The 19,580-nt window shown below is 70.1% G+C and carries 17 protein-coding genes and 1 riboswitch; of the genes, 8 read left to right on the forward strand and 9 right to left on the reverse strand.

Features of this window, described 5'->3' with window-relative positions:
- Positions 1-39: 39 nt before the first annotated feature.
- From ACQBAT_RS13845 to ACQBAT_RS13855, 3 genes are read right to left on the reverse strand one after another with little or no spacing between them, the layout of a single operon-like run.
- A complete protein-coding gene (locus ACQBAT_RS13845) occupies positions 40-615 on the reverse strand; it encodes a hypothetical protein (protein ID WP_420747435.1) in 576 nt (191 codons plus the stop codon).
- 56 nt (positions 616-671) lie between these two features.
- Entirely contained in the window at positions 672-1,352 is a 681-nt protein-coding gene (locus ACQBAT_RS13850) for a response regulator transcription factor (RefSeq protein ID WP_420747436.1), read from the reverse strand.
- Positions 1,353-1,362: 10 nt separating this feature from the next.
- On the reverse strand, positions 1,363-2,901 hold the full coding sequence (locus tag ACQBAT_RS13855) for an ATP-binding protein (RefSeq protein ID WP_420747437.1): 1,539 nt from the start codon (positions 2,899-2,901) through the stop codon (positions 1,363-1,365).
- Positions 2,902-2,925: 24 nt separating this feature from the next.
- Here ACQBAT_RS13855 and ACQBAT_RS13860 point away from each other — a divergent pair, with 24 nt between their 5' ends.
- Positions 2,926-3,708, forward strand: a complete 783-nt coding sequence (locus ACQBAT_RS13860) for a thioesterase family protein (RefSeq protein WP_420747438.1) — start codon at positions 2,926-2,928, stop codon at positions 3,706-3,708.
- A gap of 269 nt (positions 3,709-3,977) precedes the next feature.
- Here the strand turns inward: ACQBAT_RS13860 and ACQBAT_RS13865 are convergent, their stop codons facing one another.
- From ACQBAT_RS13865 to ACQBAT_RS13885, 5 genes are all read right to left on the reverse strand, one after another.
- Entirely contained in the window at positions 3,978-5,174 is a 1,197-nt protein-coding gene (locus tag ACQBAT_RS13865) for a hypothetical protein (protein WP_427197706.1), read from the reverse strand.
- A 280-nt stretch (positions 5,175-5,454) separates the two neighbouring features.
- Positions 5,455-6,027 (reverse strand): hypothetical protein, encoded by a 573-nt coding sequence (locus tag ACQBAT_RS13870; protein ID WP_420747440.1) that lies wholly within the window; start codon positions 6,025-6,027, stop codon positions 5,455-5,457.
- Positions 6,028-6,309: 282 nt separating this feature from the next.
- On the reverse strand, positions 6,310-7,305 hold the full coding sequence (locus tag ACQBAT_RS13875) for an ABC transporter ATP-binding protein (protein WP_420747441.1): 996 nt from the start codon (positions 7,303-7,305) through the stop codon (positions 6,310-6,312).
- Between the two features lie 33 nt (positions 7,306-7,338).
- The gene (locus ACQBAT_RS13880) at positions 7,339-9,003 is read right to left on the reverse strand and encodes an ABC transporter permease (RefSeq protein WP_420747442.1); all 1,665 of its coding nucleotides are present in this window, start codon (positions 9,001-9,003) and stop codon (positions 7,339-7,341) included.
- The gene (locus tag ACQBAT_RS13885; RefSeq protein ID WP_420747443.1) at positions 8,979-10,193 is read right to left on the reverse strand and encodes a thiamine ABC transporter substrate-binding protein; all 1,215 of its coding nucleotides are present in this window, start codon (positions 10,191-10,193) and stop codon (positions 8,979-8,981) included. Before ACQBAT_RS13885 ends, ACQBAT_RS13880 begins: the two co-directional genes overlap by 25 nt.
- Before the next feature lie 4 nt (positions 10,194-10,197).
- A riboswitch (TPP riboswitch) is annotated at positions 10,198-10,302 on the reverse strand.
- A gap of 38 nt (positions 10,303-10,340) precedes the next feature.
- Between ACQBAT_RS13885 and ACQBAT_RS13890 the strand changes: the two genes are divergently transcribed.
- The 7 genes from ACQBAT_RS13890 to ACQBAT_RS13920 all read left to right on the forward strand — a co-directional run bounded on the left by ACQBAT_RS13890 (position 10,341) and on the right by ACQBAT_RS13920 (position 17,847).
- The gene (locus tag ACQBAT_RS13890) at positions 10,341-10,625 is read left to right on the forward strand and encodes a DUF4235 domain-containing protein (RefSeq protein ID WP_420747444.1); all 285 of its coding nucleotides are present in this window, start codon (positions 10,341-10,343) and stop codon (positions 10,623-10,625) included.
- 140 nt (positions 10,626-10,765) lie between these two features.
- Positions 10,766-11,557, forward strand: coding sequence for a hypothetical protein (locus ACQBAT_RS13895; RefSeq protein ID WP_420747445.1), 792 nt, complete (start codon positions 10,766-10,768; stop codon positions 11,555-11,557).
- On the forward strand, positions 11,539-12,804 hold the full coding sequence (locus ACQBAT_RS13900) for a glycosyltransferase family 4 protein (protein ID WP_420747446.1): 1,266 nt from the start codon (positions 11,539-11,541) through the stop codon (positions 12,802-12,804). The genes ACQBAT_RS13895 and ACQBAT_RS13900 overlap by 19 nt, the downstream gene beginning before the upstream one ends.
- Positions 12,801-14,570: a glycosyltransferase gene (locus tag ACQBAT_RS13905; protein WP_420747447.1), complete on the forward strand. Its 1,770-nt coding sequence runs from the start codon at positions 12,801-12,803 to the stop codon at positions 14,568-14,570. Before ACQBAT_RS13900 ends, ACQBAT_RS13905 begins: the two co-directional genes overlap by 4 nt.
- On the forward strand, positions 14,567-15,427 hold the full coding sequence (locus ACQBAT_RS13910) for an ABC transporter permease (protein WP_420747448.1): 861 nt from the start codon (positions 14,567-14,569) through the stop codon (positions 15,425-15,427). The genes ACQBAT_RS13905 and ACQBAT_RS13910 overlap by 4 nt, the downstream gene beginning before the upstream one ends.
- Positions 15,414-16,547 carry an ABC transporter ATP-binding protein gene (locus tag ACQBAT_RS13915; protein WP_420747449.1) on the forward strand — a complete coding sequence of 378 codons (1,134 nt, stop codon included), beginning with the start codon at positions 15,414-15,416 and terminating at the stop codon, positions 16,545-16,547. The genes ACQBAT_RS13910 and ACQBAT_RS13915 overlap by 14 nt, the downstream gene beginning before the upstream one ends.
- Positions 16,548-16,578: 31 nt before the next feature.
- Positions 16,579-17,847 (forward strand): alpha/beta hydrolase family protein, encoded by a 1,269-nt coding sequence (locus tag ACQBAT_RS13920; RefSeq protein WP_420747450.1) that lies wholly within the window; start codon positions 16,579-16,581, stop codon positions 17,845-17,847.
- Here the strand turns inward: ACQBAT_RS13920 and ACQBAT_RS13925 are convergent.
- Positions 17,844-19,472 carry a hypothetical protein gene (locus ACQBAT_RS13925; RefSeq protein WP_420747451.1) on the reverse strand — a complete coding sequence of 543 codons (1,629 nt, stop codon included), beginning with the start codon at positions 19,470-19,472 and terminating at the stop codon, positions 17,844-17,846. The genes ACQBAT_RS13920 and ACQBAT_RS13925 overlap by 4 nt on opposite strands.
- Between the last annotated feature and the right edge of the window lie 108 nt (positions 19,473-19,580).

Consider the following 19,580-nt stretch of genomic DNA (forward strand, 5'->3'; position numbering starts at 1 on the left):
ACCCAGGAGAGTCAACCCAGAAGAGTCAGCCGCGAGGGGTCAGTCGTCCCACTCATCGTCGTCGCACTCTTCCCACTCATCGTCGTCCCAGCACATGCCGGGTGGATTGACGGGTTGGGGTGCGGGCTGGACCGGCTGGGGGGCCGGCGCGGGCTGCGGGGCCGGCTGCACCGGCTGAACTGGCTGCGGGGCCGGCTGGACGCGGGCCTGAGCCTCCCGTTCGCGCGCCTCGCGCTCCGCCTTCTCGCGCTCCGCCTTCTCCTTGGCAGCCTTCTCCTTGGCAGCCTTGGCCTTCGCAGCTGCCGCGCGGTCGGCCGCCCGGGCCTCCTCGGCCGCGGAGATCACTGTCTCGGCCAGGCCCAGGCTCACCGTGTTGACGACCGCCAGCGCCGACCGAGACTCTTGGTCCGCCACCCGAGCGGCGTCTACCTCGCGCTGCAGGGTCTTGATCCCCTCACTGGTCGGCACCTTCGGAGCGCCACCGGCCAACCGCTCGGTGGAGGCCACGACCACCCCGACGCTCTCCCCGTCGTCGGAGGCATAGGTCGCCAGCCACAGCCAGATCGCCCCGACCGCCGCAGCGGCGAGGGCGAGGAGGGAGGCGAGCATCTTCATACGGGACAGGATGCCCCCCGCAAAGGAGAGGACGATGAGAAGCGGAGAACCGCCCCTCAGGGCACGAAGCGGTAGCCCACCCCTCGCACCGTGCTGATTCGCTCCGCGCCCAGCTTGCCCCGCAGATAGCGCACATAGACGTCGACCACATTGGACGCGCCCGTGACCTCATACCCCCACACCCGGTCGAGCAGCTGGTCTCGGCTGAGCGCCTGGCCGGCATGCTCGATCAATTCCCAGGCGAGCGCGAACTCGCGCACCGACAGGTCCACCGGCTCGCCGTCCACGGTCACCGTCCGCGCGGTCGCGTCCACCACCACGCCCCCAGCCGACACCTGATCGGTCGCGACGGCACCCGCCTCACCGCGCCGCTCCTCGGCCTGCCGCAGCCGCAGCCGGACCCGGGCGAGCAACTCCTCGACGCGGAACGGCTTGGCCAGGTAGTCATCCGCCCCGTGGTCCAGCCCCGCCACCGTGTCCTCGACCGAGTCGCGCGCGGTACACATGATGATCTGGACCGGCTCATCCATGGTCCGCAGCATCCGCAGCACGGTGAAGCCGTCCATCCGCGGCAGCCCCACGTCGAGCACGACGAGGTCGACGCCGCCGCCGGTCGCGGTCTCGAGCGCGGCGATGCCGTCGGTGACGATGGTCGTGCGGTGTCCCTCCCCGCGCAGCGCGCGATCGATGACGCGCGCGATCCCGTCCTCGTCCTCGGCGATCAGGATGTGGGCCATGCGGGGATTCTCACACGGCCCCGAGCTCGAGGCGTTCCGCGTCGGCCGGGAACCACAGCGTGAAGACCGAGCCGACGCCCTCCAGCGACTCGACGCTTGCCGCTCCCCCGTGCCCGGCCGCGATGGCCTGAACGATCGGCAGCCCGAGCCCCGAGCCCTCGGCCCGCCCCACATTCTCGGCGCGCACGAACCGGTCGAAGACCCGGGGCACCACCTCCGCCGGTATGCCGCGACCCTGGTCGCTCACCCGCAGCGCCAGATAGCTTTCGGCCGGGTCGGCACCGGCCGCGAGCGCCTGCCGCGCCTCTCCCCCGGCCTCGCCCTCGGGGTCGCCGTCGACCCATCGCGAGGCGATCTCGATCCTGGTCCCGGGCTCGCTGAACTTCACCGCGTTCGCGGCCAACTGCACCAGCGCCTGTATGACGCGTTGCCGGTCGACCTGGATCTCACCTTCGGCGTCGGTCCGGACCCGCCAGCCCCGGTCACCGATGGTGCTGATGCGGTCCATCGCCTCGATCGTCAGCTCGGTGACATCGGTGGGTTCGGGCTGGATGAAATCGGGGCGTTGGGCGCGGGCGAGCATGAGGAGGTCGTCGACGAGGCGCTGCATGCGGTCGACCTCGTCGAGGATCAGGGTGCGGGTCGCGTGCACGTCCTGCGGGTCCTCGGGGGTGAGCAGCTCGGCGTTGCCGCGCACGATGGTCAGGGGGGTGCGCAGTTCATGGGCGGCGTCGTCGAGGAACTGCCGCTGCTGCTGGACGCCCTCGTCGAGGCGATCGAGCATCCCGTTGAAGCGGACGGCCAGCTCGGCGACGTCGGTGTCGGCGGCCGGGACCTCGACGCGACGGGACAGGTCGTCGGCGCTGATCTCGGCGGCGGCCTCGCGCAGCTCGCGCAGGGGCCGCATCAGGCGACCAAGCACGATATGCCCAAGACCGACGGCGAGCGCCAGCGCGACCAGGGAGGTGATCGCGAACGTCCAGGCGCGGCGGTGGATCTCCTGCTGCTGGCTGCCGATGTCGTTGGCGATGACGAAGGTGCCGGTGCGGGGCTCACCGGGTAGGCGTACGTCGGCGGCCAGGACCCGCAGTTCCGTGCCCTGAGTGCGGACCGAGGTGATGCGGGCGCGGCCCTCGGGAAGCGCCATACCGTCCACGGCGGAGAGGACGTCGGGGTGGTTGATCTCGAAGTCGCGCTCGCCCCCGGACATGTAGAAGCGCTGCCCCTCGATCAGCGACATCATCGCCTCGTCCTCACCGGCCACGGCGGTGGACAGGGCGGCGTAGAAGAGGCCCTCGAGGTCGGTGAACGGCTCCCCACCACGGACCGGGCCGGCCTCGGCGATCCGCTGGAGCTCGGCGATCTCCTGGTTGAGCTCGGCCTCGACGCGGTCGCGGAGGGAGGCGTACTGGAGGGCGAAGGAGACCACGCCGGTGACGGCCAGGCCGAGCACCATGACAGCGGTGATGAGCACGAGCAGCCGCTGGCGCACGGTGCGCCCCTGCGGGGACCACCGTCGTTCGGCGGGAGGGCTCGTGAGCTCGGTCATGGTCCCTTCCTAGACTCAGGGACCATGGCGGACCCGCAGGATCACTACTACATCGCCCAGGGTGATGGGCGCTATCACCCTACCGAGCATGCGCAGGGCGCCTGGCAGCCCGAGGAACAGCACATGGCACCGATGAGCGGGCTGCTCATGCATGCGCTGGAGCGGCACGAGCCGCGGCCCGAGCTGCAGTGGGGGCGGGTCACCTTCGACATCCTCGGGATGATCCACCTGTCCGAGACGACCGTGCGGACCCGGACACTGCGGCCCGGCCGGACGATCGAGCTGGTGGAGGCGACCGCGTCGGCCGGGGGGCGCGACGTGGTGCGGGCGACGGCGTGGCGGCTGGCGCAGGCGGCGACGGGCTCGGTGAACACTACGCCGACGATGGAGTTGCCCGGGCCGGAGACGCTGGAGCGCTGGGAAGGCATGGACCACTGGGGTGGCGGCTTCATCCGGTCGCTGGACTTCCGGGCCGTGCCCGGTGGTGGGCCGGGCGCTCGGTCGGTGTGGGTCGGGACCGATCACCCGTTGGTGGCCGGCGAGGACTCGACCGCGCTGGCTGCCTGGGTTGGTCTCCTTGACACCGCCAACGGCATCGCGATCCGGGAAGATCCGCAGGAATGGCTCTTCCCGAACGTCGATCTGACCCTCCACCTGCACCGCCAGCCGACTGGCGGGTGGCTCGGGCTGAGCACCGAGGTCACCTGGGGCCCCTCAGGCCTGGGCCAGAGTTCCTCGGTGGCCCATGACATCAGCGGCCCCGTCGGCACCGTCCAGCAGGCCCTGACCATCCGCCCCCGCGGGTAGGCGCTCGCGCCCGCGCCCGCGCCTAATCGAGGCCCTCTCGCCCCGCGACGAAGCACGAACTCTCCCTCTTTCCGACCGGTCCCGCTCAGCTCCTGCTCCTGCTCCTGCTCCTGCTCCTGCTCCTGCTCCTGCTCCTGCTGGGACACCTCAGATCCACTTCCCTCCCGGCGTGTCTTGCACTGTGCAGATCTGGTGTTGCGTGTCGGGTGCCTGGGCGCGGATTGTGCACAGCCGGATCTGCACATTAGGACGCGGCGTCGGGAGCAGCCTCACTCTCCGGCTGCTCGCTGCTCGTTGCTCGCTGGGTGATCGACACTCCCCGACTGCCCGCCACTGCCCGACTCCTCCATGTCGATGAGCTGCCCCTCCGCGTCCCGGATGATGAGACGGCTGACGTCACGCCCGAGGTGGTGGTGCACCACCGCCTTCAACCTGTCGAGAATCTTCTCCGGACGCTTGCGGATGCTCGTGGGAGTCACGGCGACCAGCGGCACATCGTGCTCGAGATAGGTCGCATCGGCTTCGACCGTCTTGCTCCACAGGTCATGGCCCTGGTCATCCACTCCCGAGTGGTAGGTCCGGGAGTGGACTTGAACGACCACCCCAGCGTCGGGGAAGTAGCCATCAGGCGTGCCGATCCTGATCTCTTGATCCGATTCGCGGTCAAGGACTGAGAGGCGGACGTTCATGAGATACCGAGGCAGATCCCGGCATGCGTCCACCAAGGTGCCCAGTTCCACCTCAGGAAGACTCCAGGCACCGTCGTCGAAACTCTCCAGTCCCGCGTGAATCTCACCGAGATGGGGGCTTCGCCTCTGCTCCACCTCAGCCCGGAGCCGTTCGGGCGTCGTCAGTCCCTTCTGCAGGACCGCGATGGTGGCGGCGCGCAGGTCCGATCCGCGGAGCTCGTCGTACGCGGCAGCATCACACAGCGCACGAGCAGGGTCAGTGATCGCGACGCAGCCTCGGTGTGACTGCACCACAATCTCTCGTGCACTCCGCACGGTGCGCACGGAGAACTCGCCAGCCGCCGAGCGGGCACGACACGATGACGGCACGAGAAAGGTCCCGACTCCGAGATCGACCTTCACGCCATGGTGATGCAGCGCCAGGCTCCCCGTCAGGACAGCGAATCTGCCAGCCCATAGCGCAGCCGCAACGAGTCGATCATCGAAGTCCAGCGGCCCCAGGTGATGCATGAAGACGCCGGGCAGAACTTGTCGGATGCGACGCGACCGAGCGTGCCGGATCGCGTCACCCGTCCAGCCCACAGCTTTCAACTGCGCCGACGTCGCCAACCCCCGCTGGTTCTCAAGGATCGGGAACGCCGAGCGGGCCTGACCGGTCTTGGCGCCCCCGCGGCTCATCGTGCTCTTTCCGATCGTGAGGCTGGTACAGCTCACGTTTATCGGCTCCTCGCTGCTCGGCTCCTCGCTGCGGGGCTCATCGCTGGGCTCAGTCGTCATGCCCCCACCCTGCCGATCACGCTGAAGCCCTGCTGGACCCCTGTGGATAAGCGCCCTTCCCCCCTTGACGCGCGATCGCTTTCCTCCTGATGTGCGGATCCGGGTGTGCACAATCTGCGCCTAGGCACCCGACACGCAACACCAGATCTGCACAGTGCAAGACACGCCGGGGCGAGGTGGCTCGCTCTCGACCCGACACGGCAGAGGGCGCCGCAGGCCACATGACCCACGACGCCCCAGCGCCTCCCGCCCGCGAGCCTCAAGGCTCACGAGCACCATCTCAGGTGTCGCCGCCGCCACCCTCCTCAGCCGGCAGCGGCTCCTGCGGGTCAGCGCAATAGCTGAAGCCACCCTGCCGCCCGGCGTGGTACGACGCCTTCTCCCCATCGACCTCAAGCACCAGCAGCGCGCCGGGCACGAGCGCCTGGGTATACATCATCCCCGCCTCAGGACACCCCAGGCTCCCGTCGCGCCAGGTCACCTCGCGGTAGTCCACGATCTCCACCTCGGACTCCTCGACGCTGCGTCGCTGCGCCTCCGCGGCCACGGCCTCCTGCACCTCAGGCTTCTCAGCGACATCGCTGGGCACCTCGCCACTGGGCTCTCCGGTGGGCGAGGCGTCGTCATCCCCGGGCGGCGTGATCGAGGTAGGGCTGGGGCGTTCGGTGATGTCCACAGGGTCCTCCGTGGTCGGCTCAGCGGGCGCCGGGACGGTCGCCGCCGGCGCATCAGGAGTGGTGGTGGGCGTCTCGTCGGCGGCATCTCCGCAGGCCGAGAGCGTGAGCCCGGCGGCCAGGAGCAGGGCGACACCGAGGCGTCGTCGGCCGGTGGCGTGCTGTGCAGGGCGTGTCATCAGGACCTCCTCGCCCGATCGGTCAGCAACTGACGTCAGGTAGACGGTGATAGTAGGTGCGTGGTTCCCGATCCCCCACCCTACGCAGAAACGGGGCGCCGGTCCCCTGAACCGGCGCCCCGTCCCTGTCCCCTGTCTCGCGGTCGCGACCCCTCGTGACTGGTTCGTCGGGTGTCCCGTCCCGACACCTCATAGACGTCCCGGCGAGCGGAAACGTTGCGTCGATCTTCTGTGATCTGCATCACATTCCCGGTATGCCGTTTCCCCCGCCCCCCTGCACCCTCACCTTGCGGCCGGCTCGCCGTCCGGCACCATCGCCACCGCGCTCCGGTCCAGGCCCAGTCGGACCTCCTGGCCGACCTCCAGTCCAGGATCGTCACCGAGCGCCGAGACCGTCCCGACACCGGGCACCTCGACCTCCAGATGGACCGCGTCGGAGACCGCGACGGCCCGCTGGACGACCCCGCTCACGGACCCATCGACCACCACTCTCAGGGCCCGCCGCCGCAGGGCAGCGACCCCATCGACCGACTCCCCCAGCACGGACCGGGCAGCCTCTCCCTCGAGGAAGGTCTCGTAGCCGATGAAGTCGGCGACCGCGCGAGTGGCGGGGACACGCCATACATCGGCGGTGGCGCCCTCCTGGACCACCCGCCCGGCGAGCATGACCGCCATCCGGTCGGCGATCGTGAACGCCTCGTCGTGGTCGTGGGTGACGAGGACCGCGGTGGTGCCGGTCTCGACGAGGATCTCGCGGAGGTCGCCGGCGAGACGCTCGCGCAAGGACCGGTCGAGCGCCGAGAGTGGCTCGTCGAGCAGGAGGAGGCCGGGATCGGCGGCCAGCGAACGGGCCAGCGCGACCCGCTGCTGCTCCCCGCCGGAGAGCGTCGGGGTGCGGCGGTCGCCATAGCCGGGCAGGCCGACGAGCTCGAGGAGTTCGTCGACGCGCCGACCCCGGGCCGCCCCGGCGACCCCGCGCAGCCGCAACGGATAGGCGATGTTGTCCGCGACGCTGGCGTGCGCGAAGAGCTGCCCGTCCTGGAACATCAGCGCGAAGCCGCGCTTGTGCGTCGGCACCCCGCGCAGGTCCCGACCCCGCCAGCGCACCGACCCGGCGGTCAGGACCTCGAGACCCGCCACCGCCCGCAGCAGCGTCGACTTGCCACAGCCGGAGGGACCCAGCACGGCGAGCACCTGCCCCTCGTCAAGGCTGAGCGAGACGTCGTCCACCGCGACCGTCTCGCCGAAACGGACCGTCACATCATCGAGCTCGAGCATCAGGCACCTCAACTTCCATCGACACGATCACCATCAGAACGACCCCACCGCCCCCACGCGCAGCCGCTCGACCACGCCCATCACGACCACGGTCAGCAACGCCAGGATCACGCTGGCGGCGAGCGCCATCCCCAGGTTGTCGGCACCCGGGCGCGAGATCAGCTGGTAGATCACGACCGGGACCGTCGGCCGGTCCGGCCGGGCGAGGAAGGCGGTCGCGCCGAACTCCCCGAGCGAGACCGCGAAGGCGAACCCGGTCGCGGCCAGCAGGGGCCGGAAGAGCACCGGCGCCTCGGCCGTCCACGCCGCTCGCCACGGCCCCGCCCCGAGCGCAGCCGCCGCTTCGCGCTGGCGCGGGTCGATCGAGCGGAGCACCGGCGTCAGGGTCCGCACCACGAGCGGCAGCGCCACCATCGCCTGGGCGATCGGCACCAGGATCGGCGAGGTCCGCAGGTCCAGCGGCGGCCGGTCCAGGGTGATCAGGAAGCCGAACCCGACGGTCACCGCCGAGATCCCGAGCGGCAGCATGAACGCGCCATCCAGCGCCGCCACCGCCCGCCGCCAGCCGGGCGCTCGAGGCCGCCGCGACACCACGACCGCCACGATCAGGCCGAGCACCATCGCGATCACGGTGGCGTCGACGGCGGTGCGCAGCGAGTTCTCGATCGCCTGGGTCACGCTGACGCGCAGCGCATTGCTCGCCGACGGGTCGGTCAGCGCGCGGTAGTGCGCCAGCCCCCACCCCTCGCCCACGCGCAGCGACCGGACGACGAGCGAGCCGACGGGCAGGAGGACGAAGCCGACCGCGAGGGCGGTCACCACCAGGGCCGGTATGTCGTTTCTCCCCGGCCTCCGCGCCGCCGCCTGGGCGCCCACTCGGCGCAGCGAGGTTTCGCGGGCGGTGCGGGTGCGGGCGGCGATCCAGAGCATGATGACGACCGCGACCAGCTGGAGCACCGACAGCACCGCCGCTCCGCGCAGGTCCAGGAACTGCGTGGTCAGCAGGTAGATCTCGGTCTCGATCGTCCCGTAGCGCAACCCGCCCAGGGTGAGCACGACGCCGAACGCCGTGGAGCAGAAGAGGAAGACCAACGTCGCCGCCGAGACCACGGCAGGTGCGAGGGCGGGGAGGGTGACGCTGCGCCATACCTGCCAGGGACTGGCGCCCAACGCCGCGGCAGACTCCTCCGCCCGCCGGTCCAACCCCTCCCACAGCCCGCCCACGGTGCGGACGACGACGGCGAGGTTGAAGAAGACGAAGGCCATCAGGATCGGCACCCACGTCCCGTCCCACCCGAGGAAGCCCAGCGGGCCGCCCCGGGAGAGCAGCGAGCGGAACATCACGCCGACGACCACGGTCGGGAGCACGAAGGGCATCACCACGATCGCCCGGAGCAGCCCGCGGCCCGGGAAGCGCAGCCGGTAGAGGACGAAGGCGACCGGCAGCCCGAGGAGCAGCGTGAGCACCGTCCCGCCCGCCGCGCTGACCAGCGTGAACGTCAGGACGCGGAGGGTGCGGGGGCGACCCAGGACATCCGGGATGCCGCCCAGGTCGAGTTGGCCGTCCGGCAGGAACCCGCGGGCGAGCATGCCGCCGACGGGGAGGAGAAAAAAGACGCTGAGGAAGGCGATCGGGACCAGCGCGGCCAGCCCGAGCGCGACCCCCGGCGCCGTCAGCCGGTGGCGATGTCCGCCCACTCGCGCAACCAGGTCTCGCGCTCGGCCTCGATCTGCCGCGGGGGCACGGTGATCGGGGTCTCGGCGACCGCGGCCCACTGCGCCCACAGCTCGGGCAGCTCGACCTGGTCGTCGACGGGGAACATGTACATGTTGTCCGGAATCGAGGCCTGCACCTCGGCCGACAGCAGCCAGTCGACGACCGCCTGCGCACCCTCGGGGTTGGCCGCGCCCTCGAGGACGCCGGCGTACTCGACCTGGCGGAAGCAGGTGTCGAGCAGCGCGCTCGTTGTCGGCTCCCAGCCACCCTCGGGGATGGTGAAGGGCGGGCTGGAGGCGTAGGACAGCACGATCGGCCGGTCACCGTCGCCGCCGCCCGCGGTGAAGTCCACCGTGTAGGCGTCGGTCCAGCCGGAGGTGATCTTGGCCCCGTTGTCCATCAGCGCGCGCCAGTACGGCTGCCACTCGCCCTCGCCGTACGCCCCGACCGTGGCGAGCAGAAACGACATACCGGGACTCGAGGTGCTGGCGCCGGGGGTGACGAACAGGTCGCGGTACTGCTCCTCGACCAGGTCCTCGAGGTTGGTCGGCGGCTCGATCCCCTCGTTGGCGAACCAGGCGTTGTCGACGTTGACGCAGACGTCGCCGTAGTCGACCGGGGTCAGGTATGCCGCAGCCCCCTCCTCCAGCGCGTGCTCCTCCGCACCCTCGGGCAGGTCGGGCTCGTAGGCCGCGAGGACGCCCTCGTCGATGGCCCGGGAGGCGAAGGTGGTGTCGATGCCGAAGACGGCGTCACCGATCGGGCGGCCGGCGGTGAGGACGAGCTGGTTGGTCAGCGAGCCGGCGTCGCCGGAGGCCTGGATCTGCAGGTCGTAGCCGGTCTCCTCCTCGAAGGCGGCGACGAGGTCGTCCGGGACGGCGAAGGAGTCGTGGGTGACGAGGGTGACCGTGCCGGGGTCGGCGGGCGGCGCGGCCTCGGTGGTCTCCTCGGTGTCGCCCTGCCCTGCGGCGCCAGTGGTGGCGGTGGTGTCGGTGTCGTCGGTGTCACCGGGTGCCGCCGTGCCCTCGGCGACATCCTCGGTCGGGGTGGGGACCGAGGCGGGGGTGGGGGTGGACTCGCTGTCGCCGCTACCGAGCGTGCAGGCGCTGAGCGCGAGAGCGCTGGCCAGGCAGAGGGTGAGGGCAGAACGGGCTGGGTGGGTGGTGCGCATGGGTGTCGGCCTCCTGTCGACTTCCTTCGCCGGTGCTAGCCGGAGCAGGTTCTAGGGTCTGCGGCGGGTGCCGCACTCTCAGCGCCGGGGCGCTCCCCTGTCGTTTCGTGCCCTCGACCCTACCTGGCCTGTGGCAGGATCGGACACATGGGCAATATCGTCGCCAAGGTCCTGACCGCCGGAGCCGCGGTCGCCGCCAGCTTCATCGCCAGGAAGGCCACTGACGGCACCTGGCAGTTCGTGACCGGCAAGGACTCCCCGCAGAACCCTGAGGACCCGGACATCGACATCAAGGAGGCCATCGCCTTCGCGGTGCTCTCCGGTGCGCTGATCGGGTTGGCCCGAATGCTGGCCAACCGCGAGACCACCAAGCTGGTCGCCAAGGGCTCGGGCAAGTCCTCCGCGCAGGTGGGTGACGAAGCTAACGCGTGAGCCGGGTCTGGTTCGCCGCTCCACTACCACAGGTCTCACACGATTCACTGGTGCCACACCGGCACCTTGCGCAACCTGAGCACTGTCTGGGAGCATCGACGGGTTGACCGACGCCCTGACACCCCTGTGAGGATCGATCCATGTCCCGTCCCCGCCCGCCCGAGGCGGTCGTGCGCCTCCTCTGGGCCCTGGGGGACGCCATCACCTGGTTCGTCGCGGTCGTCTTCACCGTCTGGATGCGCTTCCAGTACGACCTCGAGCGGGCTCTGGTCCCCAACACCTGGATCGTCGCCGGCTCCGCTGCGCTGATCCACATCCTCGCCGGCCTCATCCACGGCCCCTATCTGGTCAAGCACGTGCGCGCCTCCTTCGAGGAGGTGATCGCCGTGGCCAGGGCCGCCTTCCTGACCGCCGTCGCCCTGGGAGTCTGGGCGATCTTCCTGCAGCCCTACGTGGTCCCGCGGTCGGTCCCGGCCGTCGGCGGCGCCGTCGCGCTGACCCTGATGATGGCCGGCCGCTTCGTGGTCCGTGCCTACCGCTCCCGCAAGGCGGTGCGCCGGGAGGTCGATAACAACGTCATCATCTACGGCGCCGGTCGACCCGGCTCCCGTCGACCCGGCCCCGCTCGAGACCGCCCCAGTGGACCCCGCCCCGGTCGAACCGGCACCGGTCGAGCCTTCGCCCTACGTCCCGCCGGCCCCCACGCAGCCGCCCTACACGCCTCCCCCCTACACCCCGCCGCCGTGGACGCCGCCGCCCTGGACGCCGCCCCCGACCGAGCCCGACCCGACCGAGCCCGCACCCACGGATCCTCCGACCGAGGAGCCGAGCGACCCCATACCGACCGACCCCATACCGACCGACCCGGTCGACCCGGGCACCCCCGTCGAGCCGACCCCCTGAGCCCTCCCCCATGCGGATCCTGCTGCTGACGCACTACTACCACCCTGAGCTGGGGCCGCCCCAGCTGCGGTGGTCGGCCCTGGTGCGCGACTTCGTCGCGGCGGGCCACGAGGTGCACGTCGTTGCCCCTCCTCCGCACTACCCGTCCGGGAAGGCGATCGGCGCCGCGGAGGCCCACGACGTGGGCGGCACCCACCTTGGCCAGCACGGGGAGACGGTGCACCGGGTCCGCTGGCGCGAGCACGACGGCAGCGCCCTGACCACGCTGGTCGACCAGTGCCTGTCGGCCGCTGACGGGGTGCTGACCTCGTGGCGACGCCGTCGCCAGATCGCCCCCGACGTGGTCGTCTCGACCGTCCCGGCGCTGCCGACCATGGGGGCCGGCTTCCTCGCCTCCCGCCTGCTCCGCGTCCCGTGGGTCTTGGAGATGCGGGACGCCTGGCCAGACCTGGCTTCCGACGCCCGCAACCCCGGCCGGGCTCTCAAGCAGCAGGTCAGGTGGTATGCGGTCGGGGCCGCCGCCCGCGGCGTCACCTTCCTGCAGCGACGGGCCGACGTCGTGGTCACCACCACGGACAGCTTCACCCAGACCCTCGTGCAGCGCGGGCTGCGCCGCGTGAGCACCGTCCGCAACGCCCACCACCCGGTCCCCGGCCTCCAGGAACCGGGCTCGACCGAGCGCCGCGGCTGGGCACCGGGCGACCCGCTGCACGTGGTCTACGTCGGCACCGTGGGTCGTGCCCAGGACCTGGAGACGGCGGTCCGCGCCCTGGCCCTGGCCCGCGCCGCGGGGGCCGACGTGCGGATGCGGGTGCTGGGCACCGGTGCACGCCTGCCGCTCGTCCGGTCGCTGGTCGCCGAGCTGGGTGCCCCGGTGGAGCTGCTGGGTCACGTCCCTCGCTCGGAGATCTACGCCCACTACCAGTGGGCCGACACCCTGCTCGTCAGCCTGCGCGACTGGAAGGGACTGCACAAGGCCGTGCCGTCCAAGCTCTACGAGGCGCTCGCCCTGGGGCTACACGTCTCGGGCATGGTGGCCGGCGAGACGGCCGACATCATCGAGGCGACCGGCGCCGGCTTCGCCGTCGCGCCCCGCGACGAGGCCGCCCTGGCCGAGCAGTGGGTCGCGCTCACCCGCACCGGCACCCACCCCGACCGGGACCGGATGCGCGCCTGGGCCGCCGAGCACGCCTCGGAGGCCGGCACCGGCGACACCTACCTGGCCCTCCTGCGCAGCCTCGTCCCCGCCCCGCGCCACCAGGCGGCTGCCCGATGACTCCCCGCATCCCCGGGATCACCCAGCGCGGGCAGCACCTCCTCGCCGCCGTCGGCACGGTCGCCGCCATGGCCCGCGACGACCTCACGTGGCTGACCGTGCAGGCCGGGCGCAAGCTGCCGTCCGCGGCCAGGTCGCGGCTCGGCTCCCGCGCCACCAGGTCCACCGGGGTCCTCGGGGCCTGGGGCGAGCTCATGCTCGACCACCCGAAGCGCGCCCGCGCGCGTCTCGCTGCCCTCCCCCGCTCCGGCAGGCTGGCGGCCACGCTGTCGGTGCACGCCGGCATCGCACCAGGACCGCAGGCGCCCGCTGCCCAGCGCGCCCGCTGGGCCTGGCTGACCGGAGACCTGCAGCAGATCCGCGACCTCCTGGCCACGGACGACCTCCCCACACGTGTCCGCGCCCGCCTGTCCGGGGACCTCGAGGCCCTCACCGGCGGTCCGCGCCCGCTTCCCAGGGCCACCAGGGACTGGCCGGTGGGTGACGAGCCCGGCGCCACCGACCAGCACCGCCCCCTGCACGTGCTGACCAACTCCCTGCCCTGGACCCGGTCCGGCTATGCGTTGCGCACCCACGCGATCCTCACCGCCCAGCGCGCCGCCGGGATGGCCGTGGCAGCCATCACGCGGCCGGCCTACCCCGTCTCGATCGGCAAGGTCCTCACCACGGACGTGGACGTGGTCGACGGCATCGCCTACCACCGCTGCGTCCCTGCGGGGCTGCCCCCGGGCGAGGCCCAGCGGGTGGACGTCTGGGCTGAGCACATCGTCCGGCTCGCCGCGGAGCACCGGGCCACGGTCATCCACTCCACGACGCACTACCCCAACGCACTGGCCGCACAGGCGGCCGCCCGCACGCTCGACCTGCCCTGGGTGCACGAGGTCCGGGGCCAGCTCGAGCGCACCTGGGCCTCGGGCCGACAGCGCCACGGCGACCCGGACCCTTACGGCAGCGAGCGCTACACCGCCTGGCGCCTGCGCGAGACCGAGCTGGCCGCCCAGGCCGACCACGTCATCACCCTCTCGGAGGTGATGAAGGCCGACCTGGCCGAGCGGGGCGTCGACCCCCACCGCATCACCGTCGTGCCCAACGGCATCGACCCCGCCCTCCTCGAGCGCAGCATCGAGCCCGCCGAGGCTCGGCGCCGGCTCGGTCTGCCGACCGACGGCTTCTGGGTGGGTGCCGTCTCCTCCGTCGTCCACTACGAGGGCTTCGACACTCTCCTGGACGCCGTCGCCCTCGCCCGCGAGCAGGGCCTGGATGTGCGGGTCGCCATCGTCGGGGACGGCCTCGCCTGGCCCGGGCTCAAGGAGCAGGCCGCGCGACTCGGCATCGCTGACCATGTCCTGCTCCCCGGCCGTCTCCCCAGGCAGGAATCCTTGCGTTGGCTCGATGCCCTCGATGTCGTCGTGGTCCCTCGCCACGACCACGAGGTCACCCGCCTCGTCCCGCCGCTCAAGGTCGCCGAGGCCATGGGTGCCGGACGCCCCGTCATCGCCTCTGATCTCCCCGCACTGGCGGAACTGGTGCGGGACGGACAATCAGGCCTACTTGTTCCCCCTGGGAAGGCATTGGGCCTGGCAACGGCCCTGGCCGCCTTGACCGACGCGAACAGGCGCCGGGCTCTCGCAAGCCTTGCCTGCAAGCATGCGTCCGAGCTGACCTGGACTGGCCTCGTGCGCCGTCACATCCTCGCCTATGCATCGATCCCGGGTCGTGTCGTGCCTAGCGTTTCAGGCGGCACGCGAGAGGATGGAACGCCATGACCTCCGGCCACCCCACCGCCCCCGAGACGGACCGTCCGCTCCGCCCGGTGGGTGGACGACCGCCGCTGCTGGACTACCTGGAGCAGACGTGGCGTCGTCGCCACTTCATCTACGCCGACTCCAAGGCCCGTGCCTTCTCCGGGCACCGGGACATGCTCCTGGGCAACGTGTGGCTCATCGGCGTGCCCGCACTGCAGGCGCTGGTCTTCTTCATCATCTTCGGCCTGATCCTGAAGACCTCTCGCGGCATCGAGAACTTCCCCGGCTTCCTCGTCATCGGCATCTTCCTCTTCCAGTTCACGATGACCTGCCTCAACCAGGGCGTGCAGTGCTTGCAACAGGCCCGGGGCCTGACAACGGCCTTCTCCTTTCCCCGTATGGCCATTCCGCTGTCGGTGATCACGCGGGAGACGCTCTCGATGATCCCCGTCCTGACCACCCTGGCCATCCTGCTGCTCATCCTGCCGCCCGGCACTGAGATCACCTGGACGTGGCTTCTCTTCCCGCTGGTCTTCGTCCTCCAGATCATCTTCAACTTCGGCCTGACGCTCTACGTGGCGCGGCTAGGCGCAACCGTCCCCGATGTCCGGCACGCGGTCAGTTTCCTGGCGCGCTTCTGGTTCTACACCTCCGGCGTCTTTTTCGCCGTGGAGCGTTTCGTCTCAGAGGGATTCTGGCTTGCGGTGATGCAGAACAACCCGATGTTCATCGTGCTGGACATGTCGCGGGACCTGCTCCTCTACGACACCCTTCCCGAGGGCCGCTCCTGGGTGATGCTGACCGTCTGGGCGCTCATCACCGCCACCTTGGGGCTCTGGTACTTCTGGCAGGGGGAGGAGACCTATGGCCAGGAGTGACAGCCGCACGCCCACCGTCGTCGTCGACAACGTCAGTAGAAAGTTCCACGTCGAGGTCTCCCGCCCCGAGGCGAAAAGCCTGGTTGGCCGCCTCGCGAACTCCTTGACTCCGCGGCCGACCGTCACAGTGCACGCACTGCGCTCGGTGTCCTTCGTTGCTTACTCCGGTGAGTCGATCGGGCTACTGGGCACGAACGGCAGCGGCAAGAGCACCTTGCTGCGGTTGATCGCAGGACTGGACGTCCCCACGCGGGGGTCGGTCAGAGCCATCTCCCAGCCGCTCCTCCTGGGTGTCGGCGCAGCGCTGCAGCCAGCACTGTCAGGCCTGGCGAACGCCCGGCTAGGGCTGCTAGCCCTGGGCTTGACCCCGGACGAGGTCGCCGCGACAGTCCCGAAGGTGCTGGAGATCGCCGGCATCGGTGATGCCATCGAGCGACCCATCCGGACCTACTCCTCCGGGATGGCCTCACGCCTGCGCTTCGCCATCGCCGCGGCGGCTGAACCGGAGATCCTGCTCCTGGACGAGGTCCTGGCGACCGGTGACGCAGCCTCGGTGCAACGGGCGGAGGCACGGATGGACGAGATCCGTTCCCGGGCCGGCACGGTCTTCCTCGTGACCCACGCCGCCCAAACCATCGAGGAGACCTGCACGAGAGCACTCTGGCTGCATCAGGGCCAACTCGTCATGGACGGGGAGGCGCAGCCCGTCGCCCGCACCTACCGCCTCTGGGCGTGGAAGGTGGCAGAAGGAGATCACGTCGCCGCGGACAAGATCCTGCGGGAAGTACTCGAAGGGTCGGCACCGGTTGAACATGCGAAGCGGAAGGAGGACAGCGACATTGACGGCTCCGACGGATCGCCACCGCAGTGGAGTGTGCGCGCAGGTGCCGCCGCGGGCCGCGTTGAGGCGTCGACCAGTGGGCTGCCCCCGCACATGGCCGTGGCCTTCTACCTTTATCGAGGGGCTGAGATCGCCGACCGTACCCCCTACAAGAAGGGCGGACATCGGGTGACCTTCACCGAGGTTCCGCCAGGGAGTTACCGAGTACGCGCCTTCGCCCGTCTCCGCCCGGGGGCAGCAGCCCAGACGGAGTCCAGCGAGACGGTCACCGTAGGCTGACCTGCCACCACATTCTGGACGTGAGGATCTCATGGGTACGCCTGCGGCACGCCGCGTCGAGCTGAGGAAGCTGCTGGACGAGGGCACGGCCTTCGGAGGCCTGGTCCAGAGCAGCACCGAGCTGCACCCTGGGATGCGCCTCGACATGCTCTTCCGCCAAGGTCCGCCCGAGGCATCGCAGCTGCTGGTTCTGCTCCCGTCCGCCCAGTCCCGGGCGACCCGTAGCAACCCAATTTTTCACCGGTGGAGCTGGGAGAGGCATTTCCCGGACCAGCACGTGATCGCGCTGAGCGACCCCGCGCTCTACCTCTCCGAGCAGGTTCTCGGGGGGTGGTTCATGCATCCGGACGCTGACCTGGTCGAGGCAGCTAGCGCGGTGATCAGGAGGTTGGCCGCGAGCCTTGCCGTGCCCGAGGACCAGGTCGTCCTTTTCGGCTCTTCCATGGGAGGCTTCCTGGCGATGATGCTGGCCGCGCATGTGCCAGGGGCGAGTGCGGTGGCCGAGATCCCGCAGTTCGATATGCGCCGTTACGAGTTCCCCTCCACCCTGCGAGCCATAGAGACTCACCAGCTCAACGGGCGGAGCATCGATGAGCAATTCGCCCTCCACCCCGCCCAGGTCAGCGTCGTTGAACGCTTCCGGCGGGCCGGCCACGTCCCGAGCCTCAGCGTCCTGACCAACACCGAAGACGTCACGTTCCTCGAGGCGCCTGCTGTGATCCAGGAACTCTTGTCTCACGGGCAGCTCAAGGCACACCACGGTGAACTGACCGTGAGCGTGGTGCCCGACCAGCCAGGCCACACCGCCCTGGACCATCCGCAGGTTCGCGCTGCACTCCGTGGTGCCCTCACCGCCGCACACGTCAGAGGCCTGGGGAGATTCACCGAGCCACCTGTCGCCGCCGAGACGGAGGCGGCTGGCCATCAGCCGCTGGCTCCCCAGGAGGTCTTCTACCCGGGCTTCTCGTCCACCCCTGACGCTTCAGCCCAGGTGCTGCGTGGAATTGTGGACATCAAGAGCACAGTCGCCACGGGGCATGTCTACATCAACGGTCCGATGATCCCCTGGACCCATCGGGACGGTGAGTTGGTGAGCACCTTTACCCACGAGCCGCAGGCAGACCTGCAGTTGGTGATGATCTACTACGGCCCGGACCGGCAGAAGGTCGGGCACCACTTCATCAAGCCGGGCGACGACCAACCCCATACCGTCCCGTCCGACACTGCCTTCGCGCGAGCAGCGATCCGCCTGCACACTCGTGGGGAAACCCGGCTCCGGCTCTTTCGCAGAAAGTCCTAATGTGCTGGCGACGGGTCGACGACGTACCACGACAGCGCGCCGTAGAGATTGCTCAGAGCGCGATAGATCACTCGGTGACCGGGGGGCCGCTGCAGATACTTGTTGAGGAGGGTCAGGTTGAGGACCGACGCCAGCTCGTCCCTCGGGACTGAGCCCAGCAACTCGGGCAGCTGACGCTGGACAATGTCGTAGGTCACCATGAGACGCGGCTGCATCCCCAGCTCCCTGGCACGCCGGACCTGTTCCTGATTCGGGGACGGAAAACTCCAGCCCAGGCGGGCGGTGTAGGGAATGTGCGGTGGGCGGGGATGCACGACCGGTGCACCCTTGGGCAGTTCCGCCCTGGGGACTGCACCGCGCAGATCCTCATAGGTGCCCGCGTAACGCTCCCGGTCGAAAGGCATCGCGGCAAGGTTCGGTGCCAGTTCGCGCAGGAGGTCCAGGCCGAGGACGTTGGCGTTCCGCTCCTCACCGGGCATCGACAGCGCGACTCTCCCCGCTGCCACACTGTAGAGAGGGTCGAACCGGTTGGAGGAGTGCGAGAGTACCCGGGAGATCTCTCCCACGAAGAACCTGTTGCGCTCGGTCATATAGAGGTAGTCAAGGACCGCGTCCGAGCGCACCCCGCGCTCGACCCCGGTGTCCACCCGCTTCTGTAGCGCAGCGACCAGCTGTCGCTTGTGCCCCGGGGCGAGGATGCACATCTCGTCGCGCCGCCCCATGCTGAACTGGCCGAACATGTGCTCGGCCAACTCATCGCCCGGCATGGTCGCAGGGCGCCCCTGGTTGTAGAAGGAACGGAGGAACTCCCCGTAGCCGCCACTGAGGACCATGGAGGAGACCGGCACTGCCCACGTGGTGGCGAGGGTGGACAAGGCACCGGAGGTCGCCTCAAGGGTGCCGACCATGGACTCCTGCCACGAATCTGCCTGATTCTGCTCGGCATAGCCGCTCCACGAGGTCATCTCCAGCGCCAGACCGGAGCAGATGCCGCTTGCGAAGTCGTAATCGGGGTCGCCTGGACCACCCATGCAGTAGTAGAGGAATCGGTCACCGAGATCTGCCTGTCGAAGGGCGGCAGCCACCAACCGCGAGTCACTGCCGCCGGTGAGGTGGCAGATCCGTGTCTCCACTGGGTGGTTTGCTGCGGATCTGACGTTGGTCAGGAAGTCCTCCCGTGCCTCCGCCTTACCAGTCTCGTAGTCCCCCACCGGTCCGGTGAGCTGGGCCGTTTCGGGATAGTCGAGATAGGTGGCACCGTCCGGGCCAACCTTCACCCAGGTGCCTGGGTCGAGCACCTCCACACCTTCGTATGGCGTGAGGCCAAGACCGCCGCTTCCCGTGGCGACCAGGAGCGCCAGGTAGCCCAGGGACTTTCGGACCGTGATGCCCAGGTCGGCTGCGACGCGGACGAGCAGGGCGAGGTCGGAGGAGATCAGCTCGGTCTGCCCTGCGGCCAACCGGTAGACCAGCCCAGAGCCGAGAGGGTCCGGCAGGATGACAACTTCGCCCGAGGCGTTGCGCAGATAGAGCGTGAGGGAGCCACGGACCGAGGACCCGACCTCGACTGGCGCGACCGAGCCAGCGCCACCCAACGCGGCGGCCAGGTCCTCGCTCGTGCTCACGAACCTCCCCAGCACCGTTCCCGACCCGTGAACCCCGAGATCCTGGCCGCTGCTGCCTCCCGCTCCCGCAAACCAGACCCTGCCGCTGAACCGGGAGCCGGGATGCGG

This window comes from Ornithinimicrobium pulveris (assembly GCF_050261105.1).
Taxonomy (GTDB): Bacteria; Actinomycetota; Actinomycetes; order Actinomycetales; family Dermatophilaceae; genus Ornithinicoccus.

What these genes read in the sequence shown, in the direction of transcription:
- ACQBAT_RS13845 (WP_420747435.1), bottom strand. Translation starts at nt 615, where the DNA reads ATGAAGATGCTCGCCTCCCTCCTCGCCCTCGCCGCTGCGGCGGTCGGG.
- ACQBAT_RS13850 (WP_420747436.1), bottom strand. Translation starts at nt 1,352, where the DNA reads ATGGCCCACATCCTGATCGCCGAGGACGAGGACGGGATCGCGCGCGTC.
- ACQBAT_RS13855 (WP_420747437.1), bottom strand. Translation starts at nt 2,901, where the DNA reads ATGACCGAGCTCACGAGCCCTCCCGCCGAACGACGGTGGTCCCCGCAG.
- ACQBAT_RS13860 (WP_420747438.1), top strand. Translation starts at nt 2,926, where the DNA reads ATGGCGGACCCGCAGGATCACTACTACATCGCCCAGGGTGATGGGCGC.
- ACQBAT_RS13865 (WP_427197706.1), bottom strand. Translation starts at nt 5,174, where the DNA reads ATGACGACTGAGCCCAGCGATGAGCCCCGCAGCGAGGAGCCGAGCAGC.
- ACQBAT_RS13870 (WP_420747440.1), bottom strand. Translation starts at nt 6,027, where the DNA reads ATGACACGCCCTGCACAGCACGCCACCGGCCGACGACGCCTCGGTGTC.
- ACQBAT_RS13875 (WP_420747441.1), bottom strand. Translation starts at nt 7,305, where the DNA reads ATGCTCGAGCTCGATGATGTGACGGTCCGTTTCGGCGAGACGGTCGCG.
- ACQBAT_RS13885 (WP_420747443.1), bottom strand. Translation starts at nt 10,193, where the DNA reads ATGCGCACCACCCACCCAGCCCGTTCTGCCCTCACCCTCTGCCTGGCC.
- ACQBAT_RS13890 (WP_420747444.1), top strand. Translation starts at nt 10,341, where the DNA reads ATGGGCAATATCGTCGCCAAGGTCCTGACCGCCGGAGCCGCGGTCGCC.
- ACQBAT_RS13895 (WP_420747445.1), top strand. Translation starts at nt 10,766, where the DNA reads ATGTCCCGTCCCCGCCCGCCCGAGGCGGTCGTGCGCCTCCTCTGGGCC.
- ACQBAT_RS13900 (WP_420747446.1), top strand. Translation starts at nt 11,539, where the DNA reads ATGCGGATCCTGCTGCTGACGCACTACTACCACCCTGAGCTGGGGCCG.
- ACQBAT_RS13905 (WP_420747447.1), top strand. Translation starts at nt 12,801, where the DNA reads ATGACTCCCCGCATCCCCGGGATCACCCAGCGCGGGCAGCACCTCCTC.
- ACQBAT_RS13910 (WP_420747448.1), top strand. Translation starts at nt 14,567, where the DNA reads ATGACCTCCGGCCACCCCACCGCCCCCGAGACGGACCGTCCGCTCCGC.
- ACQBAT_RS13915 (WP_420747449.1), top strand. Translation starts at nt 15,414, where the DNA reads ATGGCCAGGAGTGACAGCCGCACGCCCACCGTCGTCGTCGACAACGTC.
- ACQBAT_RS13920 (WP_420747450.1), top strand. Translation starts at nt 16,579, where the DNA reads ATGGGTACGCCTGCGGCACGCCGCGTCGAGCTGAGGAAGCTGCTGGAC.